Annotated in this window: 15 protein-coding genes; 6 read left to right on the top strand and 9 right to left on the bottom strand. The window is 71.0% G+C overall.

From position 1 onward, the window contains the following. Positions 1 to 24 precede the first annotated feature (24 nt). On the top strand, positions 25 to 615 hold the full coding sequence (locus ABFJ78_RS05070) for a nitroreductase family protein (RefSeq protein ID WP_436384503.1): 591 nt from the start codon (positions 25 to 27) through the stop codon (positions 613 to 615). A 219-nt stretch (positions 616 to 834) separates the two neighbouring features. On the opposite strand, the gene ABFJ78_RS05065 is transcribed toward ABFJ78_RS05070, so the two are convergent. Then, a complete protein-coding gene (locus tag ABFJ78_RS05065) occupies positions 835 to 1,215 on the bottom strand; it encodes a hypothetical protein (RefSeq protein WP_436384502.1) in 381 nt (126 codons plus the stop codon). Positions 1,216 to 1,433: 218 nt separating this feature from the next. On the opposite strand from ABFJ78_RS05065, the gene leuA reads away from it, so the two are divergent. Both leuA and ABFJ78_RS05055 read left to right on the top strand, forming a co-directional pair. Next, complete coding sequence (gene leuA / locus ABFJ78_RS05060; protein WP_436384501.1) at positions 1,434 to 3,194, top strand: 2-isopropylmalate synthase; 1,761 nt, start codon at positions 1,434 to 1,436, stop codon at positions 3,192 to 3,194. Positions 3,195 to 3,274: 80 nt separating this feature from the next. Further along, positions 3,275 to 3,826: a DedA family protein gene (locus ABFJ78_RS05055; protein WP_436384500.1), complete on the top strand. Its 552-nt coding sequence runs from the start codon at positions 3,275 to 3,277 to the stop codon at positions 3,824 to 3,826. Here the strand turns inward: ABFJ78_RS05055 and ABFJ78_RS05050 are convergent. Continuing rightward, on the bottom strand, positions 3,813 to 4,427 hold the full coding sequence (locus ABFJ78_RS05050; RefSeq protein WP_436384498.1) for a peroxiredoxin-like family protein: 615 nt from the start codon (positions 4,425 to 4,427) through the stop codon (positions 3,813 to 3,815). The genes ABFJ78_RS05055 and ABFJ78_RS05050 overlap by 14 nt on opposite strands. 60 nt (positions 4,428 to 4,487) lie before the next feature. Here ABFJ78_RS05050 and ABFJ78_RS05045 point away from each other — a divergent pair, with 60 nt between their 5' ends. After that, the gene (locus ABFJ78_RS05045; RefSeq protein WP_436384497.1) at positions 4,488 to 5,090 is read left to right on the top strand and encodes a TetR/AcrR family transcriptional regulator; all 603 of its coding nucleotides are present in this window, start codon (positions 4,488 to 4,490) and stop codon (positions 5,088 to 5,090) included. On the opposite strand, the gene ABFJ78_RS05040 is transcribed toward ABFJ78_RS05045, so the two are convergent. Continuing rightward, positions 5,080 to 5,985: a LysR family transcriptional regulator gene (locus ABFJ78_RS05040; protein ID WP_436384496.1), complete on the bottom strand. Its 906-nt coding sequence runs from the start codon at positions 5,983 to 5,985 to the stop codon at positions 5,080 to 5,082. The two genes, ABFJ78_RS05045 and ABFJ78_RS05040, sit on opposite strands and share 11 nt — an antisense overlap. A 24-nt stretch (positions 5,986 to 6,009) precedes the next feature. Then, positions 6,010 to 6,942 carry a DMT family transporter gene (locus ABFJ78_RS05035; RefSeq protein WP_436384495.1) on the bottom strand — a complete coding sequence of 311 codons (933 nt, stop codon included), beginning with the start codon at positions 6,940 to 6,942 and terminating at the stop codon, positions 6,010 to 6,012. A gap of 204 nt (positions 6,943 to 7,146) precedes the next feature. Here ABFJ78_RS05035 and ABFJ78_RS05030 point away from each other — a divergent pair, with 204 nt between their 5' ends. Further along, a complete protein-coding gene (locus ABFJ78_RS05030) occupies positions 7,147 to 8,046 on the top strand; it encodes an EamA family transporter (protein WP_436384494.1) in 900 nt (299 codons plus the stop codon). Here ABFJ78_RS05030 and ABFJ78_RS05025 read toward each other — a convergent pair. The 3 genes from ABFJ78_RS05025 to ABFJ78_RS05015 form a co-directional block, all read right to left on the bottom strand. Beyond that, the gene (locus tag ABFJ78_RS05025) at positions 8,043 to 8,690 is read right to left on the bottom strand and encodes a DedA family protein (protein WP_436384492.1); all 648 of its coding nucleotides are present in this window, start codon (positions 8,688 to 8,690) and stop codon (positions 8,043 to 8,045) included. The genes ABFJ78_RS05030 and ABFJ78_RS05025 overlap by 4 nt on opposite strands. Positions 8,691 to 9,945: 1,255 nt before the next feature. Then, positions 9,946 to 11,121 carry an RNA polymerase sigma factor gene (locus ABFJ78_RS05020; RefSeq protein WP_436384491.1) on the bottom strand — a complete coding sequence of 392 codons (1,176 nt, stop codon included), beginning with the start codon at positions 11,119 to 11,121 and terminating at the stop codon, positions 9,946 to 9,948. Beyond that, the gene (locus ABFJ78_RS05015; RefSeq protein WP_436384490.1) at positions 11,118 to 11,477 is read right to left on the bottom strand and encodes a YciI family protein; all 360 of its coding nucleotides are present in this window, start codon (positions 11,475 to 11,477) and stop codon (positions 11,118 to 11,120) included. Before ABFJ78_RS05015 ends, ABFJ78_RS05020 begins: the two co-directional genes overlap by 4 nt. An 80-nt stretch (positions 11,478 to 11,557) precedes the next feature. On the opposite strand from ABFJ78_RS05015, the gene ABFJ78_RS05010 reads away from it, so the two are divergent. Then, a complete protein-coding gene (locus ABFJ78_RS05010; RefSeq protein WP_436384489.1) occupies positions 11,558 to 11,980 on the top strand; it encodes a YybH family protein in 423 nt (140 codons plus the stop codon). Positions 11,981 to 12,029: 49 nt separating this feature from the next. On the opposite strand, the gene ABFJ78_RS05005 is transcribed toward ABFJ78_RS05010, so the two are convergent. After that, the gene (locus ABFJ78_RS05005; protein WP_436384488.1) at positions 12,030 to 13,142 is read right to left on the bottom strand and encodes an ABC transporter ATP-binding protein; all 1,113 of its coding nucleotides are present in this window, start codon (positions 13,140 to 13,142) and stop codon (positions 12,030 to 12,032) included. Next, positions 13,139 to 14,134, bottom strand: a complete 996-nt coding sequence (locus ABFJ78_RS05000; RefSeq protein WP_436384487.1) for an ABC transporter ATP-binding protein — start codon at positions 14,132 to 14,134, stop codon at positions 13,139 to 13,141. Before ABFJ78_RS05000 ends, ABFJ78_RS05005 begins: the two co-directional genes overlap by 4 nt. Between the last annotated feature and the right edge of the window lie 3 nt (positions 14,135 to 14,137).

Here is a 14,137-nt window from a genome sequence, read left to right as displayed (position 1 = left end):
GCACTCGTGGGTATGGTCAAGATCGTGCGAAAGCCAGCTGTGACGAGCGTCCCGATCGCTTCCCTGATGGCCGAGCGGTGGAGCCCGCGGGCGCTGGACGCGTCATTTTCGGTGACTGAGGACCAGGTGCGGGCGCTGCTGGAGGCGGCCCGCTGGGCCCCGTCGTTCGGCAACACCCAGCCGGCCCGCTACCTGGTGGGGCTGCGCGGGACCCCGTCGTTCGACGCGATCCTGGCGACGCTGAACTCGGGAAACCGGGCGTGGGCGCACCGCGCGAGCCTGCTGCTGATCGGCGTGATGGTGACGACGAACGAGAAGGGCTCGGTGCCGTACGCGGAGTACGGGCTGGGGCTGGCTTCGGAGAACCTCGTGCTGCAGGCCGTGGAGCTGGGGCTGGTCGCGCACCAGATGGCAGGGTTTTCGGCGGACGCTGTTCGTTCCGCGTTCTCACTCCCGGATGACGCTGTCCCTCGCGTCGCCATCGCGGTGGGCTCTCCCGCGGCCCCGGAGGTGCTCGAGGAGGACTGGCGGGTCGAGCGCGAGAAGTCGGAGCGGGTGCGGCTGCCGCTCGAAGAGTTCGCGTTCACCGATCAGTGGGGCAAGCCGGCGCTCTAACTCGGCAGGACGATCGCCCGGTCGCGTACCCGGTCGAGGGCCGCGTAGGGGACCACGGTGCCGACGTCGTCCACGGCGGCGAACCCGCCGACTTCCGCCCTGATGTCGACGATGGCGGCGGCCGTCTCCCGATCGTGGCGATGGTGCCTTCCGGTGTGCTGAAGCCGACCGGCGACGACCGTGCGTTACGAGCCCGCGCCGATCGTGATCACCGCGAAATCAGGAGCCCCCGCCGACCCGGCGGATGATCTTCGCGAGGATCCCGGACACCACGAGCCAGAAGATCGCCGCGATGCCGTAGTTCACCAGCACCCGCAGCTTCTCGTCACTCGGCGTGAATAAGTCGCTGAACCCCAGCGCCAGCGAATCCGCCCAGGACTTCACGAACGACACGATGCCGTTGTCCGGGTTCGCCGAGCCGACCGTGAAGATCACGTGGATCACCAGCAACGCGGCGAAGATCAACCCCACCCAGCGGACGATCGACGCCAGCACCGAGGCCGCCCGGCCGCCCGCGCCGCGCCAGTCGACCGGGGCCCGGCGGGAGACCTTCGTCTCCTCCGAAGACGACGCCGACGACGACTCTGCGTGCTCACCCATGCTCGCAGTTTCGCACGGCGACCGGCCAATGGCTACCCACAGGTAACCCCCGGAACGGGCCGCCCGGCTTCCCTCGCCCGGCGTTCCGTGGTTATGGTGGGGGCGTGGCGCGTGCTCTCCTGCTTCGGTGCCGCGACGGGGCCTGACCGGACCGGCTCCTCGTCGCGGGGCTTCGTGGTGCCGGTCGCACCCGTCTAGCTGGAGACCTTCGAAATCCCATGAGCAAGATCCGCAAGCCTTCGCGTCCCGCGCCCGCTGACCAGCCCGCCTGGAACACCCAGCGCGGCACGTCCATGCCGGTGCACCGCTACCGCCCCTGGTACGACCTCGTCGAGAACATCGACCTGCCCGACCGCACCTGGCCGACCAAGCGCATCGAGCGCGCGCCGCTGTGGTGCGCCGTCGACCTGCGGGACGGCAACCAGGCCCTGATCGACCCGATGTCGCCCGCGCGCAAGCGGAAGTTCTTCGACCTGCTGGTACGCATGGGCTACAAGGAGATCGAAGTCGGCTTCCCGGCCGCGAGCCAGACCGACTTCGACTTCGTCCGCGAGATCATCGAAGAGGGCGCCATCCCGGACGACGTCAGCATCCAGGTGCTGACCCAGTGCCGTCCCGAGCTGATCGAGCGGACCTTCCAGTCGCTCGAAGGCGCGCCGCGGGCGATCGTGCACATCTACAACTCGACCTCGATCCTGCAGCGCCGCGTCGTCTTCCGCGAGGAGCGCGAAGGCATCAAGAAGATCGCGACGCAGGCCGCGGAAATGGTCGTCGAGCTGGCCGCGAAGCAGCCGGACACCGACTTCCGCTTCCAGTACTCGCCGGAGTCCTACACCGGCACCGAACTGTCCTACGCGCTCGAGGTCTGCAACGCCGTCACCGAAATCTGGCAGCCGACGCCGGAGAAGCCGGTCATCCTGAACCTGCCGGCGACCGTCGAGATGGCGACGCCGAACGTCTACGCCGACTCGATCGAGTGGATGAGCCGGAACCTGGAGCGCCGCGACTCGGTGATCCTGTCGCTGCACCCGCACAACGACCGCGGCACCGGCATCGCCGCCGCCGAGCTGGGCTACCAGGCCGGCGCCGACCGGATCGAAGGCTGCCTGTTCGGCAACGGCGAGCGCACCGGCAACGTCGACCTGGTCGCGCTGGGCATGAACCTCTACAGCCAGGGCATCGACCCGCAGATCGACTTCTCCGACATGGACGAGATCAAGCGGACCGTCGAGTACTGCAACCAGCTGCCGGTCGGCGAGCGCTCGCCGTGGGGCGGCGACCTGGTGTTCACGGCCTTCTCGGGCAGCCACCAGGACGCGATCAACAAGGGCCTCGACGCGCTGAAGGACGCCGCCGACAAGGCGGGCGTCCCGATCGACGAGTACCCGTGGGAGGTCCCGTACCTGCCGATCGACCCGAAGGACGTCGGTCGCACGTACGAGGCCGTGATCCGGGTGAACTCGCAGTCCGGCAAGGGCGGCGTCGCCTACATCATGAAGGCCGAGCACCAGCTCGACCTGCCGCGGCGGCTGCAGATCGAGTTCTCGAAGGTCATCCAGCGCTACACCGACTCCGAGGGCGGCGAGGTCGACCCGGCCACGATGTACAACGCCTTCTCGGCCGAGTACCTGGAGCTGAAGACGCCGCTGGAGCTGGTCCGCCAGCACGTCCGCGACAACGGCGACGGCGAGTACGACATCACCGCGACCGTGAAGGTGGAGGGTGACGAACACGAGGTCACCGGCCGCGGCAACGGCCCGATCGCGGCGTTCTTCGACGCGCTGTCGACCGTGGGCTTCGACCTGCGGCTCCTGGACTACTCCGAGCACACGCTCTCCCCGGGCGACGACGCGCGCGCCGCGTCGTACATCGAGTGCGCGATCTCGGACCGGGTGTTCTGGGGCATCGGCATCGACCCGTCGATCGTGACGGCGTCGCTGCGCGCGGTCGTCTCGGCGGTGAACCGCGCCAACCGCTGAACCTGTGGGCCGCCTGTCGGGTTCCTGTGAGTCCTCCTCGATCAGGAGTTTTCCGGGCCCGGCGGGCGGTTAATGGAGATGTGGACGCGACTACGGCCGGACTGCTGGTGCTGTTCGTCGTCTCGCTGGTGCCGCTGCTGCCCACCGAGGTGACGCTCCTCGGCATGGGTGTCGCGGCGGCGCAGGGCGGGACGTCGCTCGCGGTGGTGATCGCCGTCGCGAGTGCCGGCTGCCTGGCGTCCGACCAGGCGCTCTACGCCCTCGGCCGGTTCGGTGGCCGGGCGGCGCTGAACCGGCTGAGCCGGCGGCGGAAGATCGCCGCCGGCATCGGCTGGCTCGACGGCCGGCTGCAGCGCCACCCGCGGCCGGTGCTGGTCGTCGCCCGCTGGCTGCCCTCCGGTGGCACGATCGGCGCCCTGCTCGCCGGTTCCCTCCGGTGGCCGATGGCGGAGTTCTTCACCGCCTCCGCCGTCGGCGTCACGCTCTGGACGTCCTACGTGGCCCTCCTCGGCTACGCCGGCGGCCAGATCATCACCGAACCCGGGATCAGCGTGCTGGTCTCCCTGGGCGTGGCGCTGGTCCTGGGTTCGGTGATCACCTACGGCGTCAAGCGGTCCGCTAAAGCGATTTGACCGCTTCGAGGATCTCCGCCGGCTCGGTGCGCGTGACGAAGTCCGGGTGGACGTCGACGAACCGGAGCACCCGGGCCTGGTCGACCACGAGCACCGCCGGGTGGACCAGCTCCCAGGTGCCGTTGACCTGCTCGAGGTCCGTGCCGAGCGTCTGCATGGCTTCGCGCACGGGCGCGGAAACCGGGTAGCTCAGCCCGAGCCGCCGCGCGACCGTGCTGCCGGCATCCGAGAGCACGGGGAACTCCAGGTCCGGGAGTGGGCCGTCCGGCCGCTGCGGGCTGATCGCCACCAGGCTCGCGCCGAGCGGTTTCAGCTCGGGCAGCAGTTCCCGCTGGTAGGTGCGCAGGGTCAGGTTGCAGTACGGGCACCACTGGCCGCGGTAGAACACGAGCACCGCCGGGCCCTCCGCGACCAGCTCCGCCAGTTTCGTCGGCGTGCCGTCGGCGCCCGGCAGCTCGAAGTCTTCGATCTCGGCGCCCACTTCGGCGAACTTCGTTCCGGCGGCCCGGCGACGGTCCGCGTCGAGAACTTCGGCGATCTCGGGCGGCAGAGCGTTCCGGAGCTGGTCGTTCAGCCCGGTCAGCGCGGTTTCGAGCGTCATGGGATCCCCCTAGCTCGTTGTACTAATCGGTACAGTGAGGCGAACTGTACTATTCAGTACATGGAGGCGCAAGCGGCTTCGACCCCGCGCGGCAAGCGGACCCGCGACGCGATCGTCGACGCGGCGGCCGCGCTGATGTACGTCGACGGCGTCGCGGGCACGAGCGTCGACAAGGTGCTCGCCGCGAGCGGGGCCGGGAAATCGCAGATGTACCACTACTTCAAGAACAAGGAACAGCTGGTCGGGGCCGTGATCGACCGGTACCTCGAGCAGATCCTCGGCAACCAGCCGGCGATCTTCACGCTGTCCTCGTGGGCCGATCTCGAGACGTGGACCGAGCAGCTGCTGGACGTCCACCGCCGCGCGGGCGGGCCGATCGCGTGCCCGCTGGGCAACCTCGCCGGCGAAGTCGGCGACAACCCCAAGCTCGCGCCGCTGGTCGACCAGGCCTACCGGACGTGGGAGTCCCACTTGGAACGCGGGCTGAAAGCGTTGCGCGACAAGGGAGAGCTCGCGCCGGACGCCGACCCGGCGCGGCTGGCGCAGGCGGCGATGACGTCCGTCCAAGGTGGACTGCTGCTGGCCCACATCCGGCACGACCTCACGGCGCTGGAGGACGCGTTGGGCATCGCGCTGGCCTACCTGCGCGGCTTCAAGCGGTGAGCTGGGCGACTTCCGCGCGCAGCTCGTCGATCACCTGGGCCACCGCCGGGCGCTGCAGGGCGCCGGTGCGGCACACCGCCTCCACCAGCCGCGCCGCGCGGATCCCCGCCAGCGGCCTGCTGACCAGGCCGCTGCCGCGGCGGGTGTCGATCGTGTAGCGCGGGACCAGCGCGATGCCGTGGCCCGCCGCGACGAGCCGCTCGGTGATGCGGAAGTCGTTGATCCGCTGCACCACCACCGGCCGCACGCCGGTGCGGACGGTCAGCGAGCGCAGCACGTCGTCCACCGGGAAGCCGTGGTCGACGCCGATCCAGCGTTCGTCGGCCAGCTCCGCGAGGTCCACCCGCCGCTTGGCCGCCAGCCGGTGCCCGGCCGGGAGCGCGACGTCGAGCGGCTCCCGCAGCAGCGGCACCACGTCCAGGCGGTCCCGGTCGAACTCCGGCGCGTGCTCGTCCCGGTGCGCGACGACGACGTCGTAGTCCGCGACCAGGCCGGGCACCTCCGGCGGCGTCATGTCGACGTCGCGGACGTCGACCTCCAGGCCGTCGTACCCGGCGACACGGGTCAGCAGGCCCGGCAACAGCATCAGCCCGGCCGACTGGAAGATCGCGAGCCGCACGCGCCCGCGCGGCGCGCTGCGGTAGGTGTCCAGTTCGGACTCCGCGCGTTCGAGCGCGGCCAGCACCTCGTCGGCGCGGGCGACCAGCGCGCGGCCGGCGTCGGTCAGCCGCAGCCCGCGCCCGGCCGGTTCGGTGAGCGGCAGCCCGACCTCGCCCTGGAGCGCGCGCAGCTGCTGCGAAACCGCCGACGGCGTGCAGTGCAGCGCCCGCGCGGCCGCCGTCACGCTGCCGCGGTCGGCGAACTCGCGCAGCGTGCGCAGGCGACCCAGGTCCACGGCCCCAGCGTAGTTGAAGCGCGGCTACACAGTGGCGACGCTTTCGGTGGCCGTCGCTTCACGGTCGTGGCGCAGCCGCGCGACCGTCCCGGCGCTGACCAGCGCGACGATCCCGGCCACGCAGCCGAGGGTGAGCACCGACGGCGTCAGGCGGTGGTCGGCGAGCTGCATGACGTAGGCGAACAGCGGCGACAGCGTCAGCAGGATCGACGCGGTGATCGGCTCGGTCCGCCGGATGCCGACCTGCAGCAGGTAGAGCGGCAGCGCGACGCCGAACAGGGCGATCAGCGCGGACGGCCCGAACGCCGCCCCGACCGCCGGCGCGTCGTCGACCGCGACGAGCGCCCAGGTCATCGCCAGGATGAGGAAGAACCGCACGGCGAGCACCCGGCGCGGCGGCAGCTCGGCGTCGCTCAGCCGCTTCGAGTAGATGACGTTGGTGACCGAGCCGACGCCGGTGATGAGCACGAGCACGACGCCGACGAGCGTCTCGCCGGGCGTCCGGTCGAGTCCACTGTGGCCAGTGAAGGAACCCCAGACCAGCAGCGCGATCAGCACCCCGATCCCGACCGCGACCCAGGCCTCGGCGCGCAGGATCGCGGTTCCCTTGCGCAGCAACGGGTTGAACGCCAGCGTCAGCACCGGGCCGAGCGCGATGCCGACGACGTTCACCACGGCCGGTTCGAGGTAGCGCAGCGCGAAGAGCATCGAAAGCCAGGTCGCGGCCGTCGTCACGTTGATCATCACGACGTCGCGGCGCAGGTCGCGCAGCGGGCGGAAGGTCGTGGCCACGCCGTCGCGCAGGAGGGCGAACCCCAGGAAGAACACGGCGGCGAGGGTGAAGGACACCGCCGCGACGGTCGCCGGCCGCAGCTGTTCCAGCTGGTTTCCGGCGAAGACGTCGAGCGCCGCCGTCAGCGCCGCGAACCCGGTCAGCGGCAGTACGCCTCGCAGCATCGGAAACTCCCAGTCGTCGGCGGACGCCCATCGTCACCGGATCCGGACATCCCGGGCAATAGCGTCCGGGCGGGGTGAGCAAGGCCCGAGAGGAGACGTCCACCGATCGGCCCAGGTCACGGGTGGTTTTTGTGAAGCTGGGCTACAAGGTTCGTGCAGATAATCTCGCTGGTCCTTCACTGTCGGCCTTGCGAGAGTGGAGGCATGCCCACCCGTGACCGCCTGCTCGCCGTGCTCGTCGCCGTCCTCTGGGGCCTCAACTTCCTCGCCATCCACGCCACGCTCGGCCAGTTCCCGCCGGTGTTCGCGGGCGCGCTGCGGTTCGCCGTCATCGCCGTCCCGACGATCCTGTTCGTGCCGTGGCCGAAGGTGAAGGTGCGGCACCTGCTCGGCTACGGCCTCGGGTTCGGCACCGGGCAGTTCGCGTTCTTGTTCATCGCGATGGACACCGGGATGCCGACCGGGCTCGCGTCGCTGGTGCTGCAGGCGTCGGCGCCGTTCACGGTGCTGCTCGGCGCGGTCTTCCTGCGCGAGCGCGTCACGCCGCACCAGCTGGCCGGCATCGCGCTGGCCGTCGCCGGGATGGTGGCGATCGCGTGGCAGCAGTCCGGGCACGCGGCGCTGCTGCCGATGGTGCTGACGCTGCTGGCCGCGCTGAGCTGGGCGTTCGGCAACCTGAGCACGCGCAAGGCCGAGCCGGACAACCCGCTGCACTTCACGCTGTGGATGTCGGTGGTGCCGCCGCTGCCGATGTTCGCGCTTTCACTGGTCATGGAGGGCCCGGCCGCGCAGTGGCGCTCGCTGACGACGCTCGGGACGCCGACCGGGCTGACCGCGCTGGGCGGGCTGACCTACGTGGTGCTGATCGGGACGGTCGTCGGCTCGGGCCTGTGGACGACGCTGATGCGCCGCAACCCGGCCGGCGTGGTGTCGCCGTTTTCGCTGCTGGTGCCGGTGGTCGGGCTGACGGCGTCGTTCGCGATCCTCGGCGAGCGGCCGACCTGGCTGGAGGTCGGCGCCGCCATCGTCGTGATCGCGGGGGTGCTGCTGGGATCGCTGCGGCCGGCGCGCAAGCCGTCGCCGCCGGAGCTGGCGACGGTCTAGGCCGCGTTTTCCTCTTGCTTCGGCGTCACTTCTTCGCCCTCGTGCTTCTTGCCGAGCCGCTTCTTCATGACGAAGAAGACGACGACGCCGATCACGATGGCGGCGACGAGGCCGTACTTGGAGAAGTTCCCGAGCCACTCTTCGGCGACGACGCCGAGGTAGTAGACGGCGGCGGTGGTGCCCCCGGCCCAGACGATGCCGCCGGCGGCGTTCGCGAGCAGGAACTTCGGGTAGTGCATCCGAAGCGAGCCGGCGAGCGGGCCGGCGAGGATGCGCAGGAAAGCGATGAAACGGCCGAGGAAGACGGCCCAGACACCGCGTTTGTTGAAGATCCGTTCGGCGTTGGCGATGTGCGTCGGGCCGAAATGCTTCGGGAATTTCCGGCCCGCCCAGGCGAACAGCCGTTGCCCGCCGGTCTTCCCGATCAGATAGCCGATGCTGTCCCCGATGATGGCGCCGGCGCTGGCGAGGATGCCGATCCACAGCGGGCTCAGGTTGCTGTGCTGCGAGGCCAGCAAGGCGGCGCTGACCAGCACGATCTCGCCGGGCAGCGGAATGCCGAGGCTTTCGATCATGATCACCGCGCCGACGATCAGGTACACCGAAAGCGGCGGGATCGCCTCCAGCCATTGGTCGATGTGCACTGTTCGTACCCCCTGCTGTCGCGGAATCTGCTTTTCGCAGGGTACCGGGGGTGGGGTGCTGGAGGCGGCCTACTCAGGTATTGCCAGGGGTACGACTTCAGTCGGGGGTCACCCGGTCGGTTCGGAGTTGTCCACAGGGTTCACCCCCATGTGGACAACTTGTGGGCGGTGGGGGCGAGCGGCCGTTTTGGTCGGTGGGCGCCGATAGACTGGACGTGGGCACGCCCCCCCCCAGGGACGGGCGGGGTCTCGGCAGGGCGGGGTCTCGGCAGGGCGGGGTCTCGGCAGGGCGGGGTCTCGGCAGGGCGGGGTCTCGGCAGGGCGGGGTCTCGGCAGGGCGGGGTCTCGGCAGGGCGGGGTCTCGGCAGGGCGGGGTCTCGGCAGGGCGGGGTCTCGGCAGGGCGGGGTCTCGGCAGGGCGGGGTCTCGGCAGGGCGGGGTCTCGGCAGGGCGGGGTCTCGGCAGGGCGGGGTCTCGGCAGGGCGGGGTCTCGGCAGGGCGGGGTCTCGGCAGGGCGGGGTCTCGGCAGGGCGGGGTCTCGGCAGGGCGGGGTCTCGGCAGGGCGGGGTCTCGGCAGGGCGGGGTCTCGGCAGGGCGGGGTCTCGGCAGGGCGGGGTCTCGGCAGGGCGGGGTCTCGGCAGGGCGGGGTCTCGGCAGGGCGGGGTCTCGGCAGGGCGGGGTCTCGGCAGGGCGGGGTCTCGGCAGGGCGGGGTCTCGGCAGGGCGGGGTCTCGGCAGGGCGGGGTCTCGGCAGGGCGGGGTCTCGGCAGGGCGGGGTCTCGGCAGGGCGGGGTCTCGGCAGGGCGGGGTCTCGGCAGGGCGGGGTCTCGGCAGGGCGGGGTCTCGGCAGGGCGGGGTCTCGGCAGGGCGGGGTCTCGGCAGGGCGGGGTCTCGGCAGGGCGGGGTCTCGGCAGGGCGGGGTCTCGGCAGGGCGGGGTCTCGGCAGGGCGGGGTCTCGGCAGGGCGGGGTCTCGGCAGGGCGGGGTCTCGGCAGGGCGGGGTCTCGGACGGGCGGGGTCTCGGCAGGGCGGGGTCTCGGCAGGGCGGGGTCTCGGCAGGGCGGGGTCTCGGCAGGGCGGGGTCTCGGCAGGGCGGGGTCTCGGCAGGGCGGGGCGGCGGCGATGTCATGAAAGGGTCGTTCATGTCGTCTGACGAGGTGAACGACCCGTTCATGACGTGCGGGCGACCGGATCGGCCGCGCTGACCTGACTTTTGCCGGGCCCCTGCCAGGGACGGGCAGGGTTCTGCTGCTGCCGGTCAGGGCTTCAGCTTCGCGGCCCGAGCCTGCAGATACCCCTGCTCCGGCAGACTCAACGTCCGCCGAGCGGCGGCCAAGTACGCCTCCCGAGCCCCGGCGAAATCCCCCACCTCCTCCAGCAAGTGCCCCCGCACGGCGTCCACCCGGTAGTGCCCCTCCAGGTCCACCTCAGCCAGCTCCGCCAACCCCGCCTCAGCCCCATGGACCTGCGCAAACGCCACCACCCGGTTCAACGTCACCATCGGCCCCGGAGCCACGACCCGCAGCAGGTCGTACAGCGTCAAGATCTGCGCCCAGTCCGTAGCTTCCGCCGAAGCCGCCTCGTCGTGGACCGCCGCGATCGCCGCCTGCAGCTGGTACGGCCCGATCGGGGCCGAGACCAGCGCCTCCGTGATCAACGCCGTCCCCTCCGCGATCATCTCGGCGTCCCAAAGCGAACGGTCCTGCGACGCCAACGGCACCAACGCCCCCGAAGCCGACACCCGGGCCGGACGGCGGGCCTCCGTCAGCAGCATCAGCGCCAGCAACCCCGTCACCTCGCCGTCGGCCGGGAGCTCCTGATGCAACCCACGGACCAGCCGGATCGCCTCCGCCGTCAGCTCGACGCGGCTCACCGCACCGCCCGAACTGGCCGTGTGGCCCTCCGTGAAGATCAAGTACAGCACCTGCAGCACCGCCGCCAGCCGCTCGGGACTCGCGTCCCCGGAGAACCGCTCGCCGCGCAGTGATCGCTTTGCCCGGCTGATCCGCTGGCCGATCGTCGCCTCCGGAACCAGGAACGCGCGGGCGATCTCCGCCGTCGTCAAGCCGCCCACTGCCCGCAGGGTCAAAGCCACCTGCGAAGGCCGCGAAAGCGACGGGTGGCAGCACAGCAGCAGCAACGTCAGCGTGTCGTCGACCGCGACCGGCGCGGGGTCCGGAGGCTCCGCCCAAAAGACTGCCTCCTCGCGCCGCTGCCGGGCCGAATCGCTGCGCCACTGCTCGATGCGCCGCCTGGACGCCGTCGTGATCAGCCACCCCTTCGGGTGGTCCGGAATCCCCGAAGACGGCCACTGCTGCGACGCCGCCAGCAGCGCCTCCTGGACCGCGTCCTCGCACGCCTCGAAGTCGCCGTAGCGCCGGACCAGCGCCGCCAGGACCTGGGGCGCCAGCGACCTCAGCAGCTCCGGGTTCACAGCTCCGGCCCGTGCAGGCCCATCACCGGCCGCACCTCCACCACCCCGAACGCCGCCTCCGGGACGCGGGACGCGATCTCCAGCGCTCGATCCACATCCGCGCAGTCGAGCAGGTAGAAGCCCGCGAGGAACTCCTTGGCCTCGGCGAACGGCCCGTCGGTCGTCGTGCCGGCGCTGATCGTCGTCGTCAGCTCCGGGTACGCCAGCCGCTCGGAGACGATCCGCTCGCCGGACTCGTCGAGTTCGTCGTTGAGCTGCTGGTAGTACGCCAGCCCGGCGGCCCGCTGCTCCTCGCTCATCCCCTCCCACGCCTGGCGCGATTCGGGGTTGCCGTAGATCAGCACCACGTATTTCACGAACGCCTCCCGGTCGGTGTCGAAATCCGCGCGGCGGCGCCTACGTCCCCTCCGAAGGCACCACACCCCAGGAGGATGGCATGACCGAGCAGCGGATTCGCGAACTGATGACGGCCCGTGCGACGGCGATGACCGCGCGCGACGCCCAGGCACTGGCGGCGCAGTACGCACCGGACGCCGTGGCGTTCACCCTCGCCCCGCCGCTGGTGCACCACGGCGAAGACGTCGAAGCCCGCGAAGCGTGGTTCGCGGGCTTCGACGGCCCGATCGAGTACGAAACCCGTGACCTCGAAATCACCGTCGGCGGGGGCATCGCGTACTGCCACGCGCTCACCCGCCTGTCGACGACGCCGAAGGGCCTGCCGCAGCCGTTCGAGCTGTGGTTCCGGTCCACCGTCTGCTTCCGCGAGCAGGACGGCGACTGGCGGATCACCCACGTCCACGACTCGACGCCGTTCTACATGGACGGCTCGATGAGCGCCGCGCTCGACCTCAAGCCGTGAAAAAGGGGCCGGCCGGGGCGAAACCCCGGCCGGCCCCCAAAACGAGAACTCAGAGGATCTCGGCGGCCGTGCCGACGTCCGGCGGGCCCAGGTCGGGGTTCAGCGCCCCGGTGAGCTCCACCAGCTCCGGCTCGACCGCGTGCGGCTGGATGCGCCCGTCGCGGATGTCCTCCGCGTAGTGGCACGCCACCCGGTGCCCAGCGCCGATTTCGCGCAGCTGCGGGCGGTCGGTGTCGCACAGGCTCGCCTGCTTCCACGGGCAGCGCGTGTGGAAGCGGCAGCCCGACGGCGGGTTCGCCGGCGAAGGCAGGTCACCGGCGAGCAGGATCTGCTCGCGGGTGTCCTCGACCTGCGGGTCCGGCACCGGGATGGCCGACAGCAGCGCCCGCGTGTACGGGTGCAGCGGGTCCCGGTACAGCGAGTCGGCGTCGGTCTCCTCGACCAGCGCGCCCAGGTACATCACGCCGATGCGGTCGGAGATGTGCCGCACCACCGCGAGGTCGTGCGCGATCACCACGTACGTCAGGCCGAGCTGGTCCTGCAGGTCCTCCAGCAGGTTGACCACCTGGGCCTGCACCGAAACGTCCAATGCGGACACCGGCTCGTCGGCGACGATCAGGTCCGGCTCCACCGCCAGCGCCCGCGCGATGCCGATGCGCTGGCGCTGCCCGCCCGAAAACTCGTGCGGGTACTTCCGCAGCGACGTCTCCGGGAGGCCGACCGCGGCCAGCAGCTGCCGCAGCCGCCGCTGGGTGGCCGCCTTGTCCTTGTCGAGGCCGTGCGCGTGCATGCCCTCGACCAGGATGGACTCCACCGACTGGCGCGGGTCCAAACTGGACATCGGGTCCTGGAAGATCATCTGCATCCGGCGCCGGGCCTTCCGCAGTTCCTCTCCCTTGAGCTGGGCGACGTCGGTGCCGTCGAACTTCACGGACCCGGAGGTCGGCTCGTTCAGCCGCAGGATGGCCCGGCCCAAAGTGGACTTGCCGCAGCCCGATTCGCCCACCAGCCCGTAGGTTTCGCCGCGGCGGATGGCCAGGTCGACGCCGTCGACCGCGTACACGTGCCCGACCGTCCGGTCGAACACGACGCCGCTCTTGATCGGGAAGTGCACCTTGAGGTCGTCGACCTCGAGCAGCACGTCACCAGCAGGACGGGTCATCGGGCTCCTCCTCCCGCCGCGACCGCGGGCCGCACGGGGTTGTGGCAGCGCAGCAGCGCGTTCCGGTCGGGCACCAGCTGCGGCTGGACCTCACGGCACACCTGCAGCGCGTTGGGGCACCGGGGGGCGAACGCGCACCCGTGGTCCCACGGGATGTTGTCGGCCACCGAACCCCGGATGGGGATCAGCTTCTCGCCGCGGCCCGCGTCCAGCCGCGGGATCGACGCCAGCAGGCCGTGGGTGTACGGGTGCCGCGGCTCGGCGAACAGCTGGTGCCGCTGCGCGCGCTCGACGATCTTGCCGCCGTAGAGCACGTTGACCTCGTCGCAGAGCCCGGCGACGACGCCGAGGTCGTGCGTGATCATGATCAGCGCGGTGCCGGTGTCCTGCACCAGTTCCCGCAGCAGCGCCAGGATCTGCGCCTGGATGGTGACGTCCAGCGCGGTGGTCGGCTCGTCGGCGATGAGCAGCCGCGGCCGGCACGCCAGCGCGATCGCGATCAGCGCGCGCTGCCGCATCCCGCCGGAAAGCTGGTGCGGGTACTCGGAAAGCCGCCGCGACGGGTCGGGGATGCCGACCTTGTCGAGCAGGTCCACCGCTTCGACGGACGCCGCCTTGCGCGCCATCCCGCGGTGGCGCTCCAGCACCTCGGTGATCTGCAGCCCGATCGGGATGACCGGGTTCAGCGAGGACAGCGGGTCCTGGAACACCATGCCGAGGTCGCGGCCGCGGCGGTCGCGCATTTCGCGGTCGGACAACCGGAGCAGGTCGGTGCCTTCGAAGCGCACCGAACCGCTGACCTTGTTGCCGCGCTTGGCGAGAAGCCGCATGATCGCCAGCGACGTCACGGACTTGCCGCAGCCGGACTCGCCGACCAGGCCGACCGTCTGGCCCGGTTCGACGTCGAAACTGACGTTGTCCACCGCGGTGAACGACTGCTCGCCACGGCGGACGAACTGGACCGTGAGATCACGGACCTCAAGGAGTGCCATGGG

The organism is Amycolatopsis sp. MEPSY49, assembly GCF_051337345.1.
In the GTDB taxonomy this organism is placed as follows: Bacteria; Actinomycetota; Actinomycetes; order Mycobacteriales; family Pseudonocardiaceae; genus Amycolatopsis.
This window is presented reverse-complemented; position numbering and strand designations above follow the sequence as displayed.

What these genes read in the sequence shown, in the direction of transcription:
- ABFJ78_RS05010 (WP_436384489.1), top strand. Translation starts at nt 11,558, where the DNA reads ATGACCGAGCAGCGGATTCGCGAACTGATGACGGCCCGTGCGACGGCG.
- ABFJ78_RS05005 (WP_436384488.1), bottom strand. Translation starts at nt 13,142, where the DNA reads ATGACCCGTCCTGCTGGTGACGTGCTGCTCGAGGTCGACGACCTCAAG.
- ABFJ78_RS05000 (WP_436384487.1), bottom strand. Translation starts at nt 14,134, where the DNA reads ATGGCACTCCTTGAGGTCCGTGATCTCACGGTCCAGTTCGTCCGCCGT.
- ABFJ78_RS05065 (WP_436384502.1), bottom strand. Translation starts at nt 1,215, where the DNA reads ATGGGTGAGCACGCAGAGTCGTCGTCGGCGTCGTCTTCGGAGGAGACG.
- ABFJ78_RS05035 (WP_436384495.1), bottom strand. Translation starts at nt 6,942, where the DNA reads ATGCTGCGAGGCGTACTGCCGCTGACCGGGTTCGCGGCGCTGACGGCG.
- ABFJ78_RS05045 (WP_436384497.1), top strand. Translation starts at nt 4,488, where the DNA reads ATGGAGGCGCAAGCGGCTTCGACCCCGCGCGGCAAGCGGACCCGCGAC.
- ABFJ78_RS05030 (WP_436384494.1), top strand. Translation starts at nt 7,147, where the DNA reads ATGCCCACCCGTGACCGCCTGCTCGCCGTGCTCGTCGCCGTCCTCTGG.
- ABFJ78_RS05050 (WP_436384498.1), bottom strand. Translation starts at nt 4,427, where the DNA reads ATGACGCTCGAAACCGCGCTGACCGGGCTGAACGACCAGCTCCGGAAC.
- leuA (WP_436384501.1), top strand. Translation starts at nt 1,434, where the DNA reads ATGAGCAAGATCCGCAAGCCTTCGCGTCCCGCGCCCGCTGACCAGCCC.